At 56.1% G+C, this 18,381-nt stretch carries 16 protein-coding genes; 8 read left to right on the plus strand and 8 right to left on the minus strand.

Annotation, left to right across the window (positions count from 1 at the left end; translation table 11 throughout):
* Positions 1–29 precede the first annotated feature (29 nt).
* Positions 30–629 (plus strand): GNAT family N-acetyltransferase, encoded by a 600-nt coding sequence (locus ACXKZD_RS17585; protein WP_010252046.1) that lies wholly within the window; start codon positions 30–32, stop codon positions 627–629.
* 12 nt (positions 630–641) lie between these two features.
* Positions 642–1,733, plus strand: a complete 1,092-nt coding sequence (locus tag ACXKZD_RS17590; RefSeq protein WP_488981776.1) for an ABC transporter ATP-binding protein — start codon at positions 642–644, stop codon at positions 1,731–1,733.
* A 57-nt stretch (positions 1,734–1,790) separates the two neighbouring features.
* On the opposite strand, the gene ACXKZD_RS17595 is transcribed toward ACXKZD_RS17590, so the two are convergent.
* Together ACXKZD_RS17595 and ACXKZD_RS17600 are read right to left on the minus strand one after the other, a co-directional pair.
* On the minus strand, positions 1,791–2,909 hold the full coding sequence (locus tag ACXKZD_RS17595) for an ROK family transcriptional regulator (RefSeq protein ID WP_488981777.1): 1,119 nt from the start codon (positions 2,907–2,909) through the stop codon (positions 1,791–1,793).
* Positions 2,910–2,949: 40 nt separating this feature from the next.
* On the minus strand, positions 2,950–3,834 hold the full coding sequence (locus ACXKZD_RS17600) for a glucosamine kinase nucleotide-binding domain-containing protein (protein ID WP_488981778.1): 885 nt from the start codon (positions 3,832–3,834) through the stop codon (positions 2,950–2,952).
* Positions 3,835–4,104: 270 nt separating this feature from the next.
* On the opposite strand from ACXKZD_RS17600, the gene ACXKZD_RS17605 reads away from it, so the two are divergent.
* Positions 4,105–5,262, plus strand: a complete 1,158-nt coding sequence (locus ACXKZD_RS17605) for a Gfo/Idh/MocA family protein (protein ID WP_010252054.1) — start codon at positions 4,105–4,107, stop codon at positions 5,260–5,262.
* Positions 5,263–5,477: 215 nt separating this feature from the next.
* Positions 5,478–5,687, plus strand: a complete 210-nt coding sequence (locus ACXKZD_RS17610; RefSeq protein WP_010252057.1) for a hypothetical protein — start codon at positions 5,478–5,480, stop codon at positions 5,685–5,687.
* A gap of 623 nt (positions 5,688–6,310) precedes the next feature.
* Here ACXKZD_RS17610 and ACXKZD_RS17615 read toward each other — a convergent pair.
* Positions 6,311–6,952, minus strand: a complete 642-nt coding sequence (locus ACXKZD_RS17615) for a hypothetical protein (protein WP_201500039.1) — start codon at positions 6,950–6,952, stop codon at positions 6,311–6,313.
* A gap of 511 nt (positions 6,953–7,463) precedes the next feature.
* Positions 7,464–8,705 (minus strand): MFS transporter, encoded by a 1,242-nt coding sequence (locus ACXKZD_RS17620; RefSeq protein ID WP_089414655.1) that lies wholly within the window; start codon positions 8,703–8,705, stop codon positions 7,464–7,466.
* 400 nt (positions 8,706–9,105) lie between these two features.
* On the opposite strand from ACXKZD_RS17620, the gene ACXKZD_RS17625 reads away from it, so the two are divergent.
* Entirely contained in the window at positions 9,106–9,705 is a 600-nt protein-coding gene (locus tag ACXKZD_RS17625; RefSeq protein ID WP_488981779.1) for a hypothetical protein, read from the plus strand.
* 275 nt (positions 9,706–9,980) lie between these two features.
* Entirely contained in the window at positions 9,981–12,371 is a 2,391-nt protein-coding gene (locus tag ACXKZD_RS17630; RefSeq protein ID WP_033787527.1) for a glucose/quinate/shikimate family membrane-bound PQQ-dependent dehydrogenase, read from the plus strand.
* A gap of 54 nt (positions 12,372–12,425) precedes the next feature.
* Here the strand turns inward: ACXKZD_RS17630 and ACXKZD_RS17635 are convergent, their stop codons facing one another.
* The 4 genes from ACXKZD_RS17635 to ACXKZD_RS17650 form a co-directional block, all read right to left on the minus strand.
* Entirely contained in the window at positions 12,426–13,631 is a 1,206-nt protein-coding gene (locus tag ACXKZD_RS17635) for an MFS transporter (protein WP_033759578.1), read from the minus strand.
* Positions 13,632–13,741: 110 nt separating this feature from the next.
* On the minus strand, positions 13,742–14,638 hold the full coding sequence (locus ACXKZD_RS17640) for a LysR family transcriptional regulator (RefSeq protein ID WP_488981780.1): 897 nt from the start codon (positions 14,636–14,638) through the stop codon (positions 13,742–13,744).
* A gap of 170 nt (positions 14,639–14,808) precedes the next feature.
* On the minus strand, positions 14,809–15,177 hold the full coding sequence (locus ACXKZD_RS17645; protein ID WP_009092546.1) for a helix-turn-helix domain-containing protein: 369 nt from the start codon (positions 15,175–15,177) through the stop codon (positions 14,809–14,811).
* A 241-nt stretch (positions 15,178–15,418) separates the two neighbouring features.
* Positions 15,419–15,685: a hypothetical protein gene (locus ACXKZD_RS17650; RefSeq protein WP_154209812.1), complete on the minus strand. Its 267-nt coding sequence runs from the start codon at positions 15,683–15,685 to the stop codon at positions 15,419–15,421.
* 671 nt (positions 15,686–16,356) lie between these two features.
* Between ACXKZD_RS17650 and ACXKZD_RS17655 the strand changes: the two genes are divergently transcribed.
* Together ACXKZD_RS17655 and ACXKZD_RS17660 are read left to right on the plus strand one after the other, a co-directional pair.
* A complete protein-coding gene (locus tag ACXKZD_RS17655; RefSeq protein ID WP_010252086.1) occupies positions 16,357–17,016 on the plus strand; it encodes a response regulator in 660 nt (219 codons plus the stop codon).
* Complete coding sequence (locus ACXKZD_RS17660; protein ID WP_022625242.1) at positions 17,013–18,368, plus strand: sensor histidine kinase; 1,356 nt, start codon at positions 17,013–17,015, stop codon at positions 18,366–18,368. Before ACXKZD_RS17655 ends, ACXKZD_RS17660 begins: the two co-directional genes overlap by 4 nt.
* Positions 18,369–18,381: the final 13 nt, after the last annotated feature.

Raw genomic sequence — 18,381 nt, forward strand, 5'->3', positions numbered from 1 at the left:
ACCGATTCACTCACTCACGAGAATTCACCATGGCGAATCAAGGTGTCATTCGTCCGGCCACCCCGGCGGACTACCCGGCGCTCTACCGCATCTGCCTGGAAACAGCCGATGCAGGTGGCGATGCCCGCGCGCTCTATTCCGATCCTGACTATCCCGGCCAGCGTTTTGCTGTGCCTTATGCGCGTTTCGCGCCTGACTTTGCTTTTGTGCTGGAGCGGGACGGTGAGGTGCAGGGTTATGTGGTCGCCGCGCCCGATACCCGCGCGTTTGAAGCGCAGCTACAGGCCGCATGGTGGCCGCAGCTGCAGGAGAAATATCGTGATCGCAGCGCCAGCGCGCCGCTCGACAGCAAAGTGCTCGACGCAATACGCCATCCTGACCAGGCCGCTGACACGCTGGTGACGCAGTGGCCCGCTCATCTGCATATCAACCTGCTCCCCCCGGCACAGAAAGGCGGCTGGGGTCGCCGGATGATTGAGCATGAGCTGGCGGCGCTGCGCGCTGCCGGTGTCAGCGGTGTCCATCTTGGCGTCAGCCTGCAGAATGAGCAGGTCTGTGCCTTTTATCAGCGCATGGGGTTCACCCCAATCCTGCGCAGCAATGCCATCTACATGGGCCAGTTACTCTGAGTGAGGTAGCCGATGACCAGCCTGCGCTTGCAGAATGTGAAGAAGTCTTATGAACACGTTAATGTCATTCATGGCATCGATCTGACGATCAACAGCGGCGAATTTGTGGTGTTTGTCGGGCCATCCGGCTGCGGCAAATCGACGCTGCTGCGGATGATCGCCGGGCTGGAGGAGATCAGCAGCGGGCAGTTGCTGATTGAGGAGCAGGACATGACGCAGCAGCCCGCCACCGAGCGCGGCATTGCTATGGTGTTTCAGTCTTATGCGCTCTACCCCAACATGACGGTGCGCGGCAACCTGACCTATCCGCTGGAGGTAATGAAGAAGTCTAAGGCGGAGATCAACGAGGCGATTGCCCGGACGGCCGCCCGCCTGCATCTCACCGAACTGCTCGACCGCCTGCCGCGCGCGCTCTCTGGCGGACAACGGCAGCGCGTGGCGATTGGCCGGGCAATTATCCGTCATCCGCGTATCTTCCTGTTCGATGAGCCGCTCTCTAACCTCGATGCCGAGCTACGTTTGCAGATGCGGATTGAGATTGCGCGGCTGCACGCCTCGCTCGGCAATACCATGATTTATGTCACCCACGATCAGCTGGAGGCGATGACGCTGGCTGACCGCATCGTCGTGCTGCGTCAGGGCCGCATTGAGCAGGTCGGCGCACCGCTGACGCTCTATCACGACCCGGATAACCTGTTTGTCGCCGGTTTTATCGGCTCGCCAAAAATGAACTTCCTGCGGGCGGAAATCAGCGCCACGGGCAAGGGTGAAGTGCAGCTGCGGGTGCCGGAACTGAAGATTGAGGGGCTGGTGCTGAAAATCGCCGCCGACTGCCGCGAGGGGCAAACCGTGACGCTGGGGATTCGTCCCGAGCATTTCCAGCCTGCCGCGCAGACGCCGGAGGCATTGCGCTTTCACGGCGAGCTGGCCTATGGCGAAATGTTGGGCCACACCAACTATCTCTACCTGGATATCGGGCGTGAAGAGATGCTGGTGGTGGAAGAGCGTGAAGCAACCACGCGCGATCTGGGAACCCAGGTTGAACTGGGCTTTTCTGCCGCACACTGCCTGCTGTTTGATGATCAGGGGATGCGCCTGCGCTAAGGGAAGCGCGGAAACAAAAACGGGCGCCGTGGCGCCCGTTTTTATTCGAGGGATAACTCAGGTAACCGGCTCTTCATCGGCCTGCGCCGCCAGCAGATCAAGCAGCCGGTTGACAGCAAAACCCGCTGCGCCCAGCGCCCACATGCGGTTCGATTCAGTCAGGAACTGCAGCGGCGTCATGTGCGGCGTCAGTTTAAGCCGGTAGGCCTGGAAGCTCTGGGTGATGTGATCGAGCAGAATGCGTGACGCCATGTGCGGCTCCATCGCCAGATAAACCACATCCGGATCGTAAGCCACCGACAGGTTCGCCAGTGAAATTCCCAGCTCGCGTCCTGCCTCTTCCAGCACCGCCAGCACCTCGGGCGTTGGCCGCTGATCCAGCGCCTGCAACGTGAGGCCTTCCACCGGTTCCTGCTCAGCAAGCCGTTGCAGAATGGCGCGCGATGAGGCGACATCTTCCAGCAGACGCAGTGAGCCGTCGCCCACCAGCCCGTTGCCAATCTCCCCCGCTTTGCCGTGACGACCGCGATAGAGCTGACGATTCAGGATGATGCCCGCCCCGATCCCTTTGCCGTAGGTGGCGATCACCGCCGACTGCGCGTTGCCGAGCTGACCAAATACCAGCGCCGCCATTGCCATGGCGTTGGCGTCATTCTCGATAAACACCGGCAGCGAGAAACGCTCTTCCAGCAGGCACGCAATCGGGACGTTGTCCCAGTCGAGCACTTTGGAGCGGATACAGTAGCCGTTTTCGGCATCGACCAGTCCCGACAGGGCCAGGCCAATGGCGCCCACCCGCTTCTCCTCAACGCCGCGCAGGAATTTCGCCAGCGCATCGCCGAGCTGGCGCGGTGTCAGCGTGCCTTTCGGCATCTGCTGTTCGCCCAGCAGATTGCCGCTGAGATCGGTCATGACGATCAGGTTGCGTTCCGCATTGAGCTGAATGCCAATCACGCTGGCGCGATCGGGATTGAGCCCAAGCAACGTTTTTGGCCGCCCCATCGACACGCGACGCAGCCCCAGCTCCTGCACGATTTCCTGCGCCAGCAGGCGATTAGTCGCCTGCGACACGGTCGACATGCTCAGTCCGCTACGAACTTTCAGGTCTGACTGGCTGATCGGCGCATTTTCAACAATCAACCGCAGAATGCGCGCGGTTACGTTGGGAGCGGTCATAAATTCCTCGGGTTATCCGGCTGAGGATGCTCAGCCAGCTTCAGATCGGTAATCGGGCAGGCGTCAGCTGCTGCGCCAGTATCAGCGCCCCGCTCAGGGCATCGCCCTGCGGCGTCACCAGCCGGGCCTGAATATCGTCATCCAGCCAGCGCTGAATCGGCGTGGCCAGTCCCCCCATCAGCGCCACGGGACCGCTGCTCAGGGCAGTCAGACGGCGGACCATCAGGCCGATATCGGCTGCGGTCTGATGCAGCAGATCCTGTGCATGACCATCGCCCGCGTCGGCGGCCGCAAAAATCTGTGGCACCACGCGGGCCCAGTCTGCAGGCGTCGCTGAGCGCGTCCAGAGCAGCATGGTTTCCGGACTGTGGTCGAACTGCGCCATCAGCTGCCGGGTAAGAGCGCTCTGGGTAATAATCGCTTCATGGGCCAGCAGCGCCAGCCGCAGCGCACGACGGCCCAGCTCAGCGCCCGATCCCTGGTCAGACAAGGCAAAGCCCCAGCCGCCAAGCAGCGTAAACTGATCGCCATCCCACGCGGCTCCCTGACTGCCGGTACCGATAATAAAGACGGCGCCAGGTGCGCCGCCATGGGCGCCCGCACAGGCGATCTCCACATCGCTGACCACCTGTAACGCCGCGCAGGCAGGTTGCCAGCTGGCGAGCCGCGCCTGTACCGAGGTGACATTCGCACCGGCTAATCCGGCCACCAGCGCGGTTTGCGCCAGCGCCTCCGGGGCTAATCCCGCCTGTGACAATATCCGTTCGATCAGCTGCCCGACGCAGGTCAGTGCCGCGTCATAGTCTGACCAGACGTTGGCAGGCCCGCCGGTGGCTTCCGCCAGCATGCGACCCTGCAGGTCGGTTAACCGCGCGCGACACTGTGTACCGCCGCCATCAATGCCCAGAAGATAGTGTGGTTGCACGCGCTTCCTTCCCTGATTAAGGGTTATAGCCATAATGAGCGAACGATAGGATAAAAAAACTTAAATCGCAATAACAAATAAATATAGCAAAATCACATCTGAATTTTCTTCTTATTTTACATCATTATAACAAAAACCCCCTCGCAAAACGCGCAGTGCGTTATTGACATTAGTTTTTCTGTCGTAATAAGTTGGTGGTCAGATTATCAACAGGCGCGCCCGATCACAGGCGGGCTATGCATCATGCGATTTCAGGAGCAGGGGTTTAACATGAAAGTAGGCATTATCGGTCTCGGCTTTCGACTGTCCCACGTGATCAAAGAGTTCAGCAAAGCCGACGACGCCTTCTCGGTAGTGGGTTATTACGATCCGGCACCTGCCGGACTGCCTAATCTGCACAGCTTTGGTATCGCGCCCGGCCAGGCCTTTGCGTCAATCGATGCTCTGCTGGAACATGGCGGAATGGATGTCGTGCTGGTTGGCTCTCCCAACTTTCTACATCTGGAGCATGTGGGTCAGGCGCTGGCAGCGGGTTACACGGTGTTTACAGAAAAGCCGGTGGTGATCAATGAAGAGCAGACCATGGAGATGGCGAAGCTGGTGCGTCAGTATGGCGAAGCGCGCATTCTGGTCGGCCTGGTACTGCGCTATTCCCCGCTCTATCATGATTTGCTGGCGGCACGCGATGCGGGTCAGTTGGGTGAGATCACCTCGATTGAGGCGACAGAACATATCAAGCCTTATCACGGCGCATTCTTTCAGCGCGACTGGCGCCGTCTGGAGAAATATGCCGGCCCGTACATTCTGGAAAAATGCTGTCACGACATCGATCTCTATCAGGGCCTGTTGCAGGAGCGCCCGATCCGCGTCGCCAGCTTTGGTGGCCGGAAATCCTTTACTCCCGCTCATGCGCCGCAGGGAGCTATCACCGCTGACTCAGAACTTTATCACGTGAAGCCCAGCGGCTGGTCGAGCACCGATGCGGTGTTCGACAGCGATGCCGATATTGTCGACTACCAGACAGCCCTGATTGAGTACGAAGGCGGCGCGACGCTGGCCTTCCACGCCAATCTGAATGTGCCGGATGAGTTCCGCCGTTTCTGTGTCATGGGCACCGACGGCATGGCGGAAGGCGACTTCGTGCGCAACTACTTCCGCGTACACAACGCGCGCAGCGGCGAGAAAGAGGTCGATACCGCCTACAGCGGCAATGCGTATGATGGCCATTACGGCGCAGATGCGTTGATGGCTGAAGAGATCGTTAAACATATTAAACAGGGAACACCGCTGAAAGTTTCAGTAGTGGACGCGCTGGAAGCGGGCCTCACGGCAATTAAAATCGATGAGGCTCGTAAAACCCGCAGCGTAGTGGACATGCGTGAAAGCTGGCTAACATTTGACGCCAACCTGGGAAAAACCGGGGCCTGATGGCCCCAGCCTGCGGGTCGGCCTCCCCCTCTGACCCCAGGATTTTAATGGCAGTATGACTGGTAACTTCCTGTACTGGCCTTCGGGCCAGTGACAATATTGAGGTTGAGCTGGCTCGGGAAACCGTTGCCAGCGACAACTCAACCGCCCCTTCTCCAGCCCTCTTCTCCGAAGGCGTATTTGATTAAATGGCCCCCTGCTGAAGGCAGCGCTTAATGAAGGTTTTTTTCATTCCGGGCGCAGACCGAGGGGCGCTGGCAGTGAAGGTACTCATACAGCAGCAGCATTCCTACCGGGTTATCCTCCAGATTTTCGAAATCAACGTGAGTTTTTTCCAGAAGATATTTTCTCAGGGCGCTAACCGGGATGTTTTTATGGGAAGCCAGCGCCCGGCACAGCTGCGCCACGATCTCGCACTTTACTGAATACGGCACATCAGGATTATAAATTTCCGGAATGGAGTGAGTCTGATTCATAACGGTACCCTCTATAAGCGCTTAAGCTGACTGAGGAGGCCACAGGCCTGCCGATGAGAGATAAGTTATAGCAAGGAACGCGTTTTCGTGTAAATCAGGAACGTTTTGAAAGGCGTCACGGAGCTTTGCGTTCGTCCGGTTTGCGTCTCAGTCAGAGGCAACTTAAACACTTAAAGCGATGGGAACATATGCCTGTAGCAAAGCATCGCGGGCCACGGACAAAAACGCCGGTAGCGTTTTTGAACAACGCAAAGCGTTGGCCCGGCTTCGGGCGCACCTCAGGGATGAGGTGCGTAATCGCCCGCGCTGAGCCTGCACCGGGTGATCTTGTGCTGATGCGCGACAGTCTTTCATCCCTGATGGTAATGTGTTTATTAGTGACCTGGTTTCAATCTTCTTTGGATGAAATCTTCCAGGCTAACCAGTAAAGAACCAGGCCAGCGATAAAGACGAGTAAGGGGGCGATAACGCGCATAATTCCTTCATTCGCAAATATTGCGATGAAAATTCCAATCACTACAGCGCTGACAACAACCGCCCCTGATAACTCAGAAATGACTTTTCTGATTAGTCTAAAGATTTTCGATTGCACCCAGAAATTGCTCCGTTTTCGAAGGATTTTTACGTAGAGTCTCACCGAGCTCGATGTAATTGGCTAAAGGTTCTTCAAAGAGGAAGTAAAGCATTTCAAAATCAAGTATGTAAAGCCTTGACCATAATTCAGGATTTTGATGCCTCAAACGCCGTGAAGCTTCAGAAGCACGCGAAAGCACCCCCTGCAGAACTATGCCGCCCGCAAGGGTGCCTGTCCATAATCGCAGTGATAACTTCGTTATCACGCTGGCCATCATTCCTCCAACAACTTTTGAACCAAGATAACCTGTAATGGCCAGCTGCATGGACTGTCTTGAACCCAGTGAAGACGCTGCTCCGATGAGTTTATCTGTGATTTTTTTAAGGGCTGGATCCGGAAGGTAGGAAAGAGAGTCTTTGATTATCATCTCTGCAATCTGCCCCAGAATGGCTCTGTTACGGAAGAGCTTGTTCAAAGCCCGATACATCCTCTCATCCTCACCGAAGTTACGGCGCTGAATGTTTCTGCCGCCATCTGCCAGGTTGAGATCCTGAAAGGTTCTTTCAATACCCAAATAAAAATCCATCGGAAGTGAAGCAATACCATGAGCAACTGATACGGCGAGCATCTTTGCGTCCATTCATTCTTCTACCGTTTTAGATACCAGCCTGAAAAATATCAGTCCACGCTGCCTTCCGTAAACGAAAACTGATCTCTTAAGTGCCATTAATATAGTTTTAATTGGCACTGATTTTTCATTCACTCCTATACCAGGATCAAGAACTGGGATTAGAAAAGGGCATTTTTTAATCATTGCCGCTGCGCAGCATCACTAAATGGCGGAACAGTTAAAGGTGCCGGAAACGAGCCGTTCGTATCAGAAAAGCATTAAAGGACTCTCAAGGGCCGCAGACAGGCTTTGGTCACAAACAAACTTAAAGCGATGGCAGCATATGCCTGCACACAATTCTACAACCGCAATAATCCAGCCAGCCTCAATCCATCTCTCCGCAGCCTTAGGCAACGAACAAACTCAAAGCGAATGAGCGAATGGATGGCGCTTTTGCGTCTTTGCGAAAGGTGTTTGTTCCCTGCGCCTGCGCCGTGGTTCACCACCGCACAACCCCCTCACCTAACCCCAACGCCAGTCATCAAACCGGATCCACCTCATTCTCCAGCTTCTGACGACGTCGCAGATGCGGAAACAACTTCATCCACAGTGCCACCACCACCAGCGTACCGATGCCGCCAATCGCCGCTGCCGGTGCCGCACCCATCCAGGCAGCCAGCAACCCCGACTCAAACTCGCCCAGCTGATTCGACGTATTAATGAAAATCGCGTTAACCGCATTCACCCGACCGCGCATGGTATCCGGCGTATCCAGCTGCACCAGCGCACCCCGGATCACCATACTCACCATATCAAAGCCACCCAATGCACAGAGCGCCACCAGCGACAGCCATAACTGCGTGGAAAGCGCGAACACCAGCGTCGCAACGCCAAAGCCCGCCACCGAGCCAAACATAATCATCCCGACATGCTTCTCCAGCTTGTGACGGCTCAGCCAGATGCCCACCAGCAATGCTCCCACCGACGGCGCGCCGCGCAACATCCCCAACCCCCACGGTCCGGTATGCAGAATATCTTTGGCAAAAATCGGCAGCAGCGCCGTTGCCCCGCCCAAAAGCACCGCAAACAGATCGAGCGAAATTACCCCAAGCACATCTTTGCGCTCACGGATAAAGTGAATCCCGGCAAACAGATTCTTCATATTCATCGGCAGACGAGCCTGCACCGGGCGTTCATAACGCAACAGACTCACCAGCGTCAGCGAAACCAGATAAAATAGCCCGGAAGCGCCATACACCACATGCGGCCCGGCGACATAAAGCAGCCCGCCAATCGTCGGCCCAACGATAACCGCTGCCTGACCGCCCACGGAGTTCATCGCCATCGCACGCGCCAGAATTGAAGGCGGCACCAGCGACGGCAGCATCGAAGACATCGCAGGCCACTCCAGCGCTTTCGCCACCGCAATCATAAACACCAGCCCCCACAACGCGGTCTTATCGGGGGTATGGAATAAGGTAAGCACCACTAATGCCAGCAGTGCGGCAAATTCCACCAACTGACCCAACAGCACGATCCGCCGCCGGTCATATTGATCCGCCAGATGACCCGCTGGCAGCGCCAGCAACACCGACGGCAGAAACTGCATTAAGCCAATCATCCCTAACGCCATTGCGCTGTTGGTCAGCGCATAGATCTGCCAGCTGATTGCGACCGAGAACATCTGAAAACCAAATGATGAGCAGGTACGCGCCACCCAGAAGGCGACAAATGTCCGATGTCGCCACAGCGACTCTTCCGCTGCCGATGCCATAAATCCCATGTCTTATCCCAAATCAGGTGAGGAAACCCGCGTCGTTGCGCGGTGTTATTGGTGTGGTGATTGTCGGCTTCACGATAGCAGACCGGATGCGAGCAGAAGGCCTGCGGCTCCAGCTCTGCCTCCCTGTGCGATAAGCAGCGTCCCTGTCCGGCCGAGGCGCGTCAGACCCCTCATGATTATTACCAGCCTATTGGTCCCGACTATTGAATATATTCCAGCACATCATCAGACGCCAAAGGAATTATCGTTTCTTTGCTAACAGGTTTATTTACTTTCTCAGGCAACAAAAGGATGATTTGGATTAAGCATGTGATCTATATTTATTCACGCGTTTAGAAAAATGCGACTTTTTATATGCTTAATTAACAACAAATCCTTTCTATTGAATTTCATAGAGATAATGAAAAACAGTTTATATAACCCCTATGTTACTGAACCAATCCATCACGTTAAGCGTAATGTCACTGGCATTTGCTATAGCGTGCCTTATCTTCAGCAAAACCAGGATAGCGGCAATATACTTAATACAAACAACATTATTTCATTACACAATCAAATTGCTACTGAAGCAGCATTAATGGTTGTGCCGGTGGAAGATATTCGATTACGGGGAATGATCGCGGTTCCGGATGCCTATACGCATTTACAAAATGCGCGTGTCCGGATTGGAATTAATTATTCCAGTCTGGCAGCACACAGTACGTCACTGCTTGAATTAACAAAGAAATTTGATTTCTGGCTTTATGATTTTGCGCCGCCGGGTGCAGACTGGCGACGGCTGGAATCTTTTCCTTTTTCAGGAATTGTTTTAACCGAATCTTTCTTTAATGATAATTATGAGAAGTTTACCTTTCCCTTTTTTATGGCGACGTTTCGTGAAAAAGGGGCAGAGGTAATCGTACGAAGTCATACGCCGCCCTTAACCGCTGAGCAGTTTGCTGAGATAAATATCAGCGGCTGGCAACAGCAACGCTCGGACGGCGATCTTATTAGCTGCTGATTCACAAATCCTGCCTTCCGGCGTTAAGGGCACACGGCGGTGCGCTTAACGTCCTTTAATCCCCCATAAAATGTCGTTTTATTCCAGTTGTTAAGCGGTTTAAGCCAAAAAAATCAAACCTCGATCTGATTTTGCTATAACATTTAACACAAAGGGATCGTCTGTCTTAACGGAAGAGATACTTCAGAACACCCTAATCATTTGTACTTGATAACTGGAAACAGCCTATCTGGTTGTTTTCGTGTGTTTTATGGCAACGAAACGAGGTCGATATTATGGGGAAAAACTCCTCATCTTTTGGCGTAATTCGTTTCCTGACGGTGCTGTTCGCAGTGCTGACGGGCGCGTTTATGCTGATTGGCGGTGGCTGGTTAGCCGCCATTGGTGGTTCCTGGTATTACGTTTTTGGCGGTGTGGTGATGCTTATCACCGCTTATCTGCTTTCCCGTCGTAAAAGCACTGCGCTGGTTCTCTATGCGCTGCTGCTGATCGGCACCCTGATCTGGGGTGTATGGGAAGTGGGCACCGACTTCTGGGCACTGGCACCACGCACCGATGTGCTGGTGATCTTCGGTGTCTGGCTGATCCTGCCGTTTGTTTATCGCAGCTTCAACGCGGGCAGCAAAGCCGCGCTGGGTACCATGGCTGTGGCGCTGATTGCCAGTGCCATGGTGCTGGCCTATGCGGTATTCAACGATCCGCAGGTCATCAACGGGTCAGTACCAGAAACCGCTGACAACGCCCCGCAGGCTGCGCCGCTGAGCAACATCCCGGATGCTGACTGGCCCGCTTATGCGCGCGATCAGCAGGGAACCCGTTTCTCTCCGCTGAAGCAGATTAATCACCAGAACGTGAAAGAGTTGCAGGTTGCCTGGCAGTTCCAGACTGGCGACATGAAAACCCCTAACGATCCGGGTGAAATTACCGACGAAGTCACGCCGATTAAAATCCGCGACACGCTTTACCTCTGTTCGCCACACCAGATCCTGTTTGCACTGGATGCGGCCACCGGTAAGCAGAAGTGGAAGTTTGATCCGGGCATGAAGGTCAACCCGACCTTCCAGCACGTGACCTGTCGCGGTGTTTCTTACCACGAAGTGCCAGCAGCAGCCGATGCAGCGAACACTCAGCCTGCGCTGTGTTCACGTCGTATCTATCTGCCGGTCAACGATGGTCGTCTGTTTGCACTGGACGCAGAGACCGGCGAACGCTGCCCGGCATTTGGCGTCAACGGCGAGCTGGATCTGCAACACAAACAGCCTGTCACCACTGCGGGTCAGTATGAGCCGACCTCACCGCCGGTGATTACTAACACCACCATCGTGATGGCGGGTGCGGTTACCGATAACTACTCAACCCGCGAGCCGTCAGGCGTGATTCGTGGCTTTGATGTGAATACCGGCAAACTGCTGTGGGTATTTGATCCAGGCGCAAAAGATCCTAATGCCATTCCGGCTGATGAACACACCTTCACCATGAACTCTCCGAACTCATGGGCACCGGCAGTTTACGATCCGAAACTGGATACCGTTTACCTGCCGATGGGCGTGAGCACACCGGATATCTGGGGCGGTAACCGCACACCAGAGCAGGAGCGTTATGCGAGCAGCGTGCTGGCCCTGAACGCCACCACCGGTAAGCTGGTCTGGTCTTATCAGACTGTGCATCACGATCTGTGGGATATGGATCTGCCGTCGCAGCCTACGCTGGCTGACATCACCGACAAAGATGGCAACACCGTACCGGTTGTCTACGCGCCAGCGAAAACCGGCAACATCTTTGTACTGGATCGCCGTACCGGCAAGCCAGTCGTGCCTGCGCCAGAAACGCCAGTGCCACAGGGTGCTGCTAAAGGCGATCACGTTGCCGCCACTCAGCCCTACTCTGAGCTGACCTTCCGTCCGAAACAGAATCTCACGGACAAGGATATGTGGGGCGCAACGATGTTTGACCAGCTGGTGTGCCGCGTGATCTTCAAGCGCCTGCGCTATGAAGGTCCGTTCACCCCGCCATCTGAGCAGGGTACGCTGGTGTTCCCGGGTAACCTCGGTATGTTCGAATGGGGCGGCATCGCAGTCGATCCTCATCGTCAGATCGCGATTGCTAACCCAATGGCGCTGCCGTTTGTCTCTAAGCTGATTCCACGTGGCCCAGGCAACCCGATTGAGCCGCCGAAAGGCGCTGAAGGTGGTTCAGGTACTGAAACCGGTATTCAGCCACAGTATGGCGTGCCGTATGGCGTCGAGCTGAACCCGTTCCTGTCACCGTTTGGTCTGCCATGCAAACAGCCTGCCTGGGGTTACATCTCCGCGGTGGATCTGAAGACCAACAACGTGGTGTGGAAACAGCGTATCGGTACCGTTCGCGATAGCGCACCGGTTCCGCTGCCGTTCAAAATGGGTATGCCGATGCTGGGTGGTCCTATCACCACCGCAGGTAAGGTGTTCTTCATTGGTGCGACTGCAGATAACTACCTGCGTGCTTTCAGCACTGATACCGGCGAACTGTTATGGCAGGCACGTCTGCCAGCAGGCGGCCAGGCGACACCAATGACCTATGAAGTGGATGGCAAGCAGTACGTTGTCATCGCGGCAGGGGGTCACGGCTCGTTTGGTACCAGGCTGGGCGATTATGTCATTGCCTACGCGCTGCCAGACCAGAAGTAATTCACGCAGCTGTGAATAAACTAAGGCGGACTCCGGTCCGCTTTTTTGATCGCGCTACTTTTTCATCCCACGCCAGTTGAGCCAGGCGCAAAACAGCATCACCACGCAGGTTGCCAGAAACACCGGCCGCATCCCGAATGCACCGCCCACCAGCCCACCGAACAGCGGCCCGCTGACCTGGCCGATATATTGTGCCGAGGTCGAATATCCCAGCATCCGCCCAACCTGTGAGCCCGGCACGTTATGACGAATAATCGCCGTGATGCACGGCATCAACCCGCCCAGCGCCATCCCCATCAGAAAACGCAGCAGCACCAGTTGCCAGGCCGCCGTGATAAATGCCTGGGGTATCAGCAGCAGCCCGCTAACGACTAAACCGCCGGTCAGCACCCGCCAGTGCCCTACCCGATCGGCCAGCCGACCCAGTCGTGGTGCCGCCAGGACCGTGCCCAGCGCCGCCGCGGACATCACCAGTCCGGCTATCAGGGTGATCTGGTGGTCGCCCTGCACAAACTCGCCCACGTAAAGCGTAATAATCGGCTCAATCGACATGCTGGCGAAGATCAGCAACATGCCAGAGAGCCACATCAGCCGTATCAGGCTGTGATTAACCGGCCCGGCTTCAGAATGCGGTTGCTGGCTGGCGCGCGATGTAGCGGGAGCACGTGGCTGCTCTTTGAGTAAAAAGGTGGTGGCGAGGAAGGCGAGAAAAATCACGGCACCGGTCAGCCAGAAAGTCTGACGAATCCCGATCAGTGGCGGTAGCACACCGCCCAGCAGCGGTCCGACCACGTTGCCGGCCATAATGCCGGAAGACAACACCCCCAGCGCCCAGCCGGTCTGTGCTTTCGGCGTTTGCGCCGCCACCAGAATGGTCGATCCCGATGCGTAGCCGCCCAGCAGCCCCGCCAGCAGGCGCAGCGCCACCAGTTGCCACGGCGCGGTCGCCATGCCAATCAGCGACATCGCAATCGCCATCCCGAGACTGGCCCGAATCAGCATCAGCTTACGACCATAGCGGTCAGCCAGCCTGCCCCACAACGGCGCCGTCAGTGCGGCGCTGAAAAAGGTCGCGCCGTAGGCAAGGCCGGACCAGCGGGCGATAGCGGCAGGCTGCTCAACGCCGAGTTGCTGCACATAGAGCGGCAGGAACGGCAGCAGCAGCGTCATCGCCACGATAGTGGTAAAAGAGCCGACGACGCAGACCCCTAAGTTACGTCGCCAGTGCTGAAACTCTGCAGTTTCGGGTGACTGTTGCATGATGATATCCGGTGAGTAGTCAGGGATACAGGCTAACCGGCGTAGCGGAGTAACAACAGTCGCATCGGGATAGTTACTCTGTGGCGCTGATTGTTGTCAGCAGGCAACAATCAGCCTGTATTCAGCGCCGCAACCACGGCATCGCACAGCAGCGTCACGGGCGACGCCGGTTCAGGCGTGTCGTGCAGCAGCAGATAACTTTGCAGACGATCCATCTGCCACTCCGGCAGCAGTTGCTGAATATCACCGCGCGCCATCGCCTCCTGGGCCATGTAGGAGGGCAGATAGGCGATGCCGCTCCCCGCCAGTGCCGCATTGAGCAGCGCCATACTGTTATTGGCGCGAAAACGGCTGCGTACATCCAGTGCCAGCCGCTGTTTATCACGGCGGAACGGCAGTGCGGCGGTGTGCGCCGGACCATGAAACAGCAGCAGGTCGTGCCGTGGCAGCATCTCAGGATGTGTGATAGCGGGTCGCTGCGCCAGGTAGGCAGGCGCGGCATAGAGCCCCCACTCGATTTCGCTCAGTACCCGAAAATTGCCCTGCTGTGGCGATCGGGATCGGATCACAATCGCCAGATCCGCCTGATCATCCAGCCGATCGTGACTGCGATCGGTCAGATCAAGATCGACATTGATATGCAGATGCCGACGCAGAAAGCGGTTAAGGACAGGGACTACGCACTGGCAGCCGAACGTAACGGGTGCCTGCAGCCTGACATGGCCGACGGGCTGCTGATGCACCTGCTGCACAAAGGCTTCGGCGCGCTGCACTTCGGCCAGCATCCGCACACAGTAGGGATAGTACGCCTGGCCCAGCTCGGTCAGCGCCAGCCGCCGGGTGGTACGTTGCAGCAGCCGGATACCGAGCCGCAGCTCCAGACGGGCGATCTCCCGGCTGACATGGGATTTGGACAAGCCGAGTGCGCGTGCCGCCTCACTGAAACTCTGTAATTCCACAACCCGTGCAAATACCAACATGGCGGTTAAATTCGCGCCGTTTTCCATGTTTCCCGACTCCGACAGTAAAGGGATGCTGACAACAAACTAACACGTTCGGGCGGGGTCACTGTGGCTGATGGGCAAAAAAAGGCGAGGCGAAGAACAAGTGGAGAGAAGCGCAAAGCGCGGGCCGACCTTCCCGTCCGCAGGCTGTGACGGGAAGGTCTTATCAGGCATCAGCTGGCCATCGCCAGAGGGAATAGCAGCCGATCCGGCTCGACGCGACGCTGACGGCGCAACTGGCCAGGCGTCACCATAAAGTAGTTTTTAAACGTGCGGGTATAGGCCTGCTGGGTATCAAAGCCATAGTTCATCGCCACCTGCAGTATCGCTTCGTTGCTGCTCAGCAACGTGAGCGCAGACTCGGTTAAACGGCGCTGACGGATATATTCTGCCAGTGAAAAGCCGGTATGCTGGCGAAACAGCCGTTGCAGATGCCAGCGCGAATAGCCCGAGCGGCGCGCCACCTCATCCAGATGCAGATCGTGTCCTAAGTTGTTCTCAATCCAGTCCAGCAAACTCCGAATAAACTCGCGCTGATTCATGGTTCCTCCTGTTGATGCTGATGTGCAGTGGAGCCACTCTACCTGCTAAAATTTATCCCTTAATTAGCAGAAAATTAGCGCAGAATTAGCAACGGCGGAAACGGAGGCGGAATCGCGCGGCCAGCGGGGCTTTAGTGTGAAAGTTCGTGAAGAGATTGCTGCTGAAAAAAGGCAGAAGATAAAAACGCTGAGTCAGACAAATTTATTTCTGCATCATAAGTGACGGGGGTATTCAGCCCTGTCAGGCGTCAACATGTTTGAGATATCGCTGATATTCCTGAGCCAGAAAATCAACGCCTTCCTTTCGGGTGACATAATCAACATCAATTGAGGTTATGGATGTTACATCAGGCTGATCAGGATAAAGATGCAGGTAGGTCAGATACCAGTACATAACAGCCTGACCGCCTACAGTAATAACCGGTGACGGAAGTTGTCCGGCGTTATCAATAAGATAATGGTTGAGTTTAAGGATCTGTTCTTCTGGAGGAATAGCGTGCAATGTCATAAAAAAAGCCCACCTGTATGATGAGCTTATTTTACTACCTGGCTGATTTCAGCACGGCGTGACATCAGAAAAATGCGAGGCTGCGTCCACTTTTTGCAGGCACAATACCCTGAGGACGTTTTTCAAGCACGCGGCCTGGAGCCTGACCATTTCGGACGGCTTCAACACGATCCTGATACTCGCGCTGATGTCTGATTTTTGCTTCCTGGGCTGACATACTATTCACCGCTGAAATGTCTGGCATTAATCTGTTGCTCAAATATACGTCACCCCATTTACGCTTGCAATCGCTGGCATCTCAATGGATATGGATGGGGACATCAGGCCACCTGACTCCTCCATAAAATACCGGTGACGGCGGTCCGCGAAATAATTCATGCTGTGGCAAGGCGGCAAATGCGCGAGTCCCCAGGAGCTGACATAAGTCAGTGACTGGGGTGAGCAAAAGCAGCCAACGCCGCCACAGTGCGAAGTATGACGGCAGAAGTCCGCCAAAATAATCCGTGCTGTGGCAAGGCGGCAAATGCGTGAGTCCCCAGGAGCTGACATAAGTCAGTGACTGGGGTGAGCAAAAGCAGCCAACGCCGCTACAGCGCGAAGTATGACGGCGGATAATTCTGGCCTAACAATTGGTGAGTAAACTCCCCTCATCTTTCTGAAGGAGATCAGCCATGCGCGTGTTACTGGTTGAAGATGATGAAATGATCGGCGCGAACCTGCAGCAGGCACTGGAGGGGGCGGGCTGGTCGGTGGACTGGGTGCGTGATGGCATCTATGCCCAGAATGCCTGGAGCGAAGGCGGCTACAGCTGCGTGCTGCTCGATCTCGGCTTACCGCGCGATGATGGCCTGCAGGTACTGCGCCGGGCGCGCGGGCGCGGCGACGCCACGCCGGTGCTGATTCTTACCGCACGCGACACGGTGGCGCAGCGGATTCAGGGACTCGACAGCGGCGCTGACGACTACCTGCTTAAACCGTTCGATTTGCAGGAAGTTATGGCCCGGATGCGCGCGATTACCCGACGTAGTCACGGCGCAGCAGACTCGGTGCTGGGCAGCGGCGATGTGCAGCTGGATATGATGACCCGCGAAGTGCTCTACAAAGGACAGCGCGAGCAGCTTACGGCGCGCGAATATGCCCTGCTCTACGCCCTGCTGGAGCGGCCAGGCGCTATTCTGTCGCGCGAGCAGCTGGAAAATCGCATCTATGGCTGGGGCGATGAAGTCAGCAGCAACGCGGTGGATGTCCTGATCCACGGGATGCGCCGCAAGCTGGATAACGACGTGATCCGCAATGTGCGCGGGCTGGGCTGGCGGGTACCGGCAATATGAAACCCTTCACCTTTATGCGTTCATTACGCAACAAATTACTCTCTACGCTGCTGATTATTCATCTGCTGATGATCGGCGGCGTCACCTGGTATTTCTTCAGCTGCTATGGCGATATGGTTGGCACCATGAAGGACGATCAGCTGGCAAAAATCGCTGATGCCTGGTCCACTAATAAACAGATGCCCGCCCTGATGCCGATGCTTATTGCGCCTGACAAGGCGAAGAGCGCCTTTGTGGTGCAACTGTGGGACGATCGGGGTCAGTTACGAGCCAGCTCATGGCCGGAGCTGCAGGCTCCGCTGCAAAATCAACGGGGCTATCGCGACGTGCATGTGGGTCAGTGCGACGACTGCGAATGGCGCATCTATACCCGGCCCGGCTTACCTGGCAGCGAGATAAAAACTATCCAGGTGATGCACAACCTCAGCTACATGAAGGCATTGATGGTCAAGCGGGCGTTGTCAGCGATCATTCCATTGATCCTGATGATGCCGCTGTCACTGCTGGTGATCTGGCTGGTGGTGCGCAAGATCACCCGGGATCTGCAGGTCGCTTCGCGTCAGATTGCCGCGCAGGAGACGCATCATCCGCACAATGTCTCACCCGAAGGCTTGCCGGATGAGATCCTGCCGCTGGTGGCCGCCTACAACTCGCTGCTGAGTAAGCTGCGTGAGGCCTGGTCGTCGCAGCGTCAGTTCCTGGAAGATGCGGCGCATGAGCTGCGCACGCCGGTAACGGCGGTGACCTTGCAGCTGGAAAATCTGCGTCAGCATATCCAGCCAGGCGAAGCGAGCCGGCAGTTCAGCCAGCTGGAAGCGGGCGTCACACGCACCCGTCATCTGGTCACGCAGTTACTTAATGTCTCGCGTCAGGATGACCAGAGCGTGGTCGCCAGCGTCGAGCATATCGAACTGGACGATCTGCTGAAAGAGAGCATTGAGCAGCTGATGGTGGTGGCAGATAAACGCGGCATCGATATCGGCTTTAATGGCTCCACGCAGTATCGTCTGCAGGCCAGCCGTTCCGAGCTGCGCAGCCTGTTCGACAATCTGATTGGTAACGCCATGTTGCACACGCCGGAGGGCAGCCTGGTCGATGTGCTGCTGCATCGGGTCGCAGGTAAAACAGTGGTCGATATTGTCGATAACGGGCCAGGCATGCCGGAATCCTTTATCGAACGCGCCTTTGACCGTTTTACCCGTTCACCTGACGTTAAAGCCCAGGGCAGCGGGCTGGGATTATCCATTGTGCGCAACGTCGCACAGAAGCATCAGATTCACGTCGCCCTTTCCAATTGCATGACGCCACAGGGTGCCATTTGTGGTTTGCAGGTTCGCGTCACCCTTCCCTGATCCCGCCCGTTTG

Source organism: Pantoea sp. ABR1s (assembly GCF_057812235.1).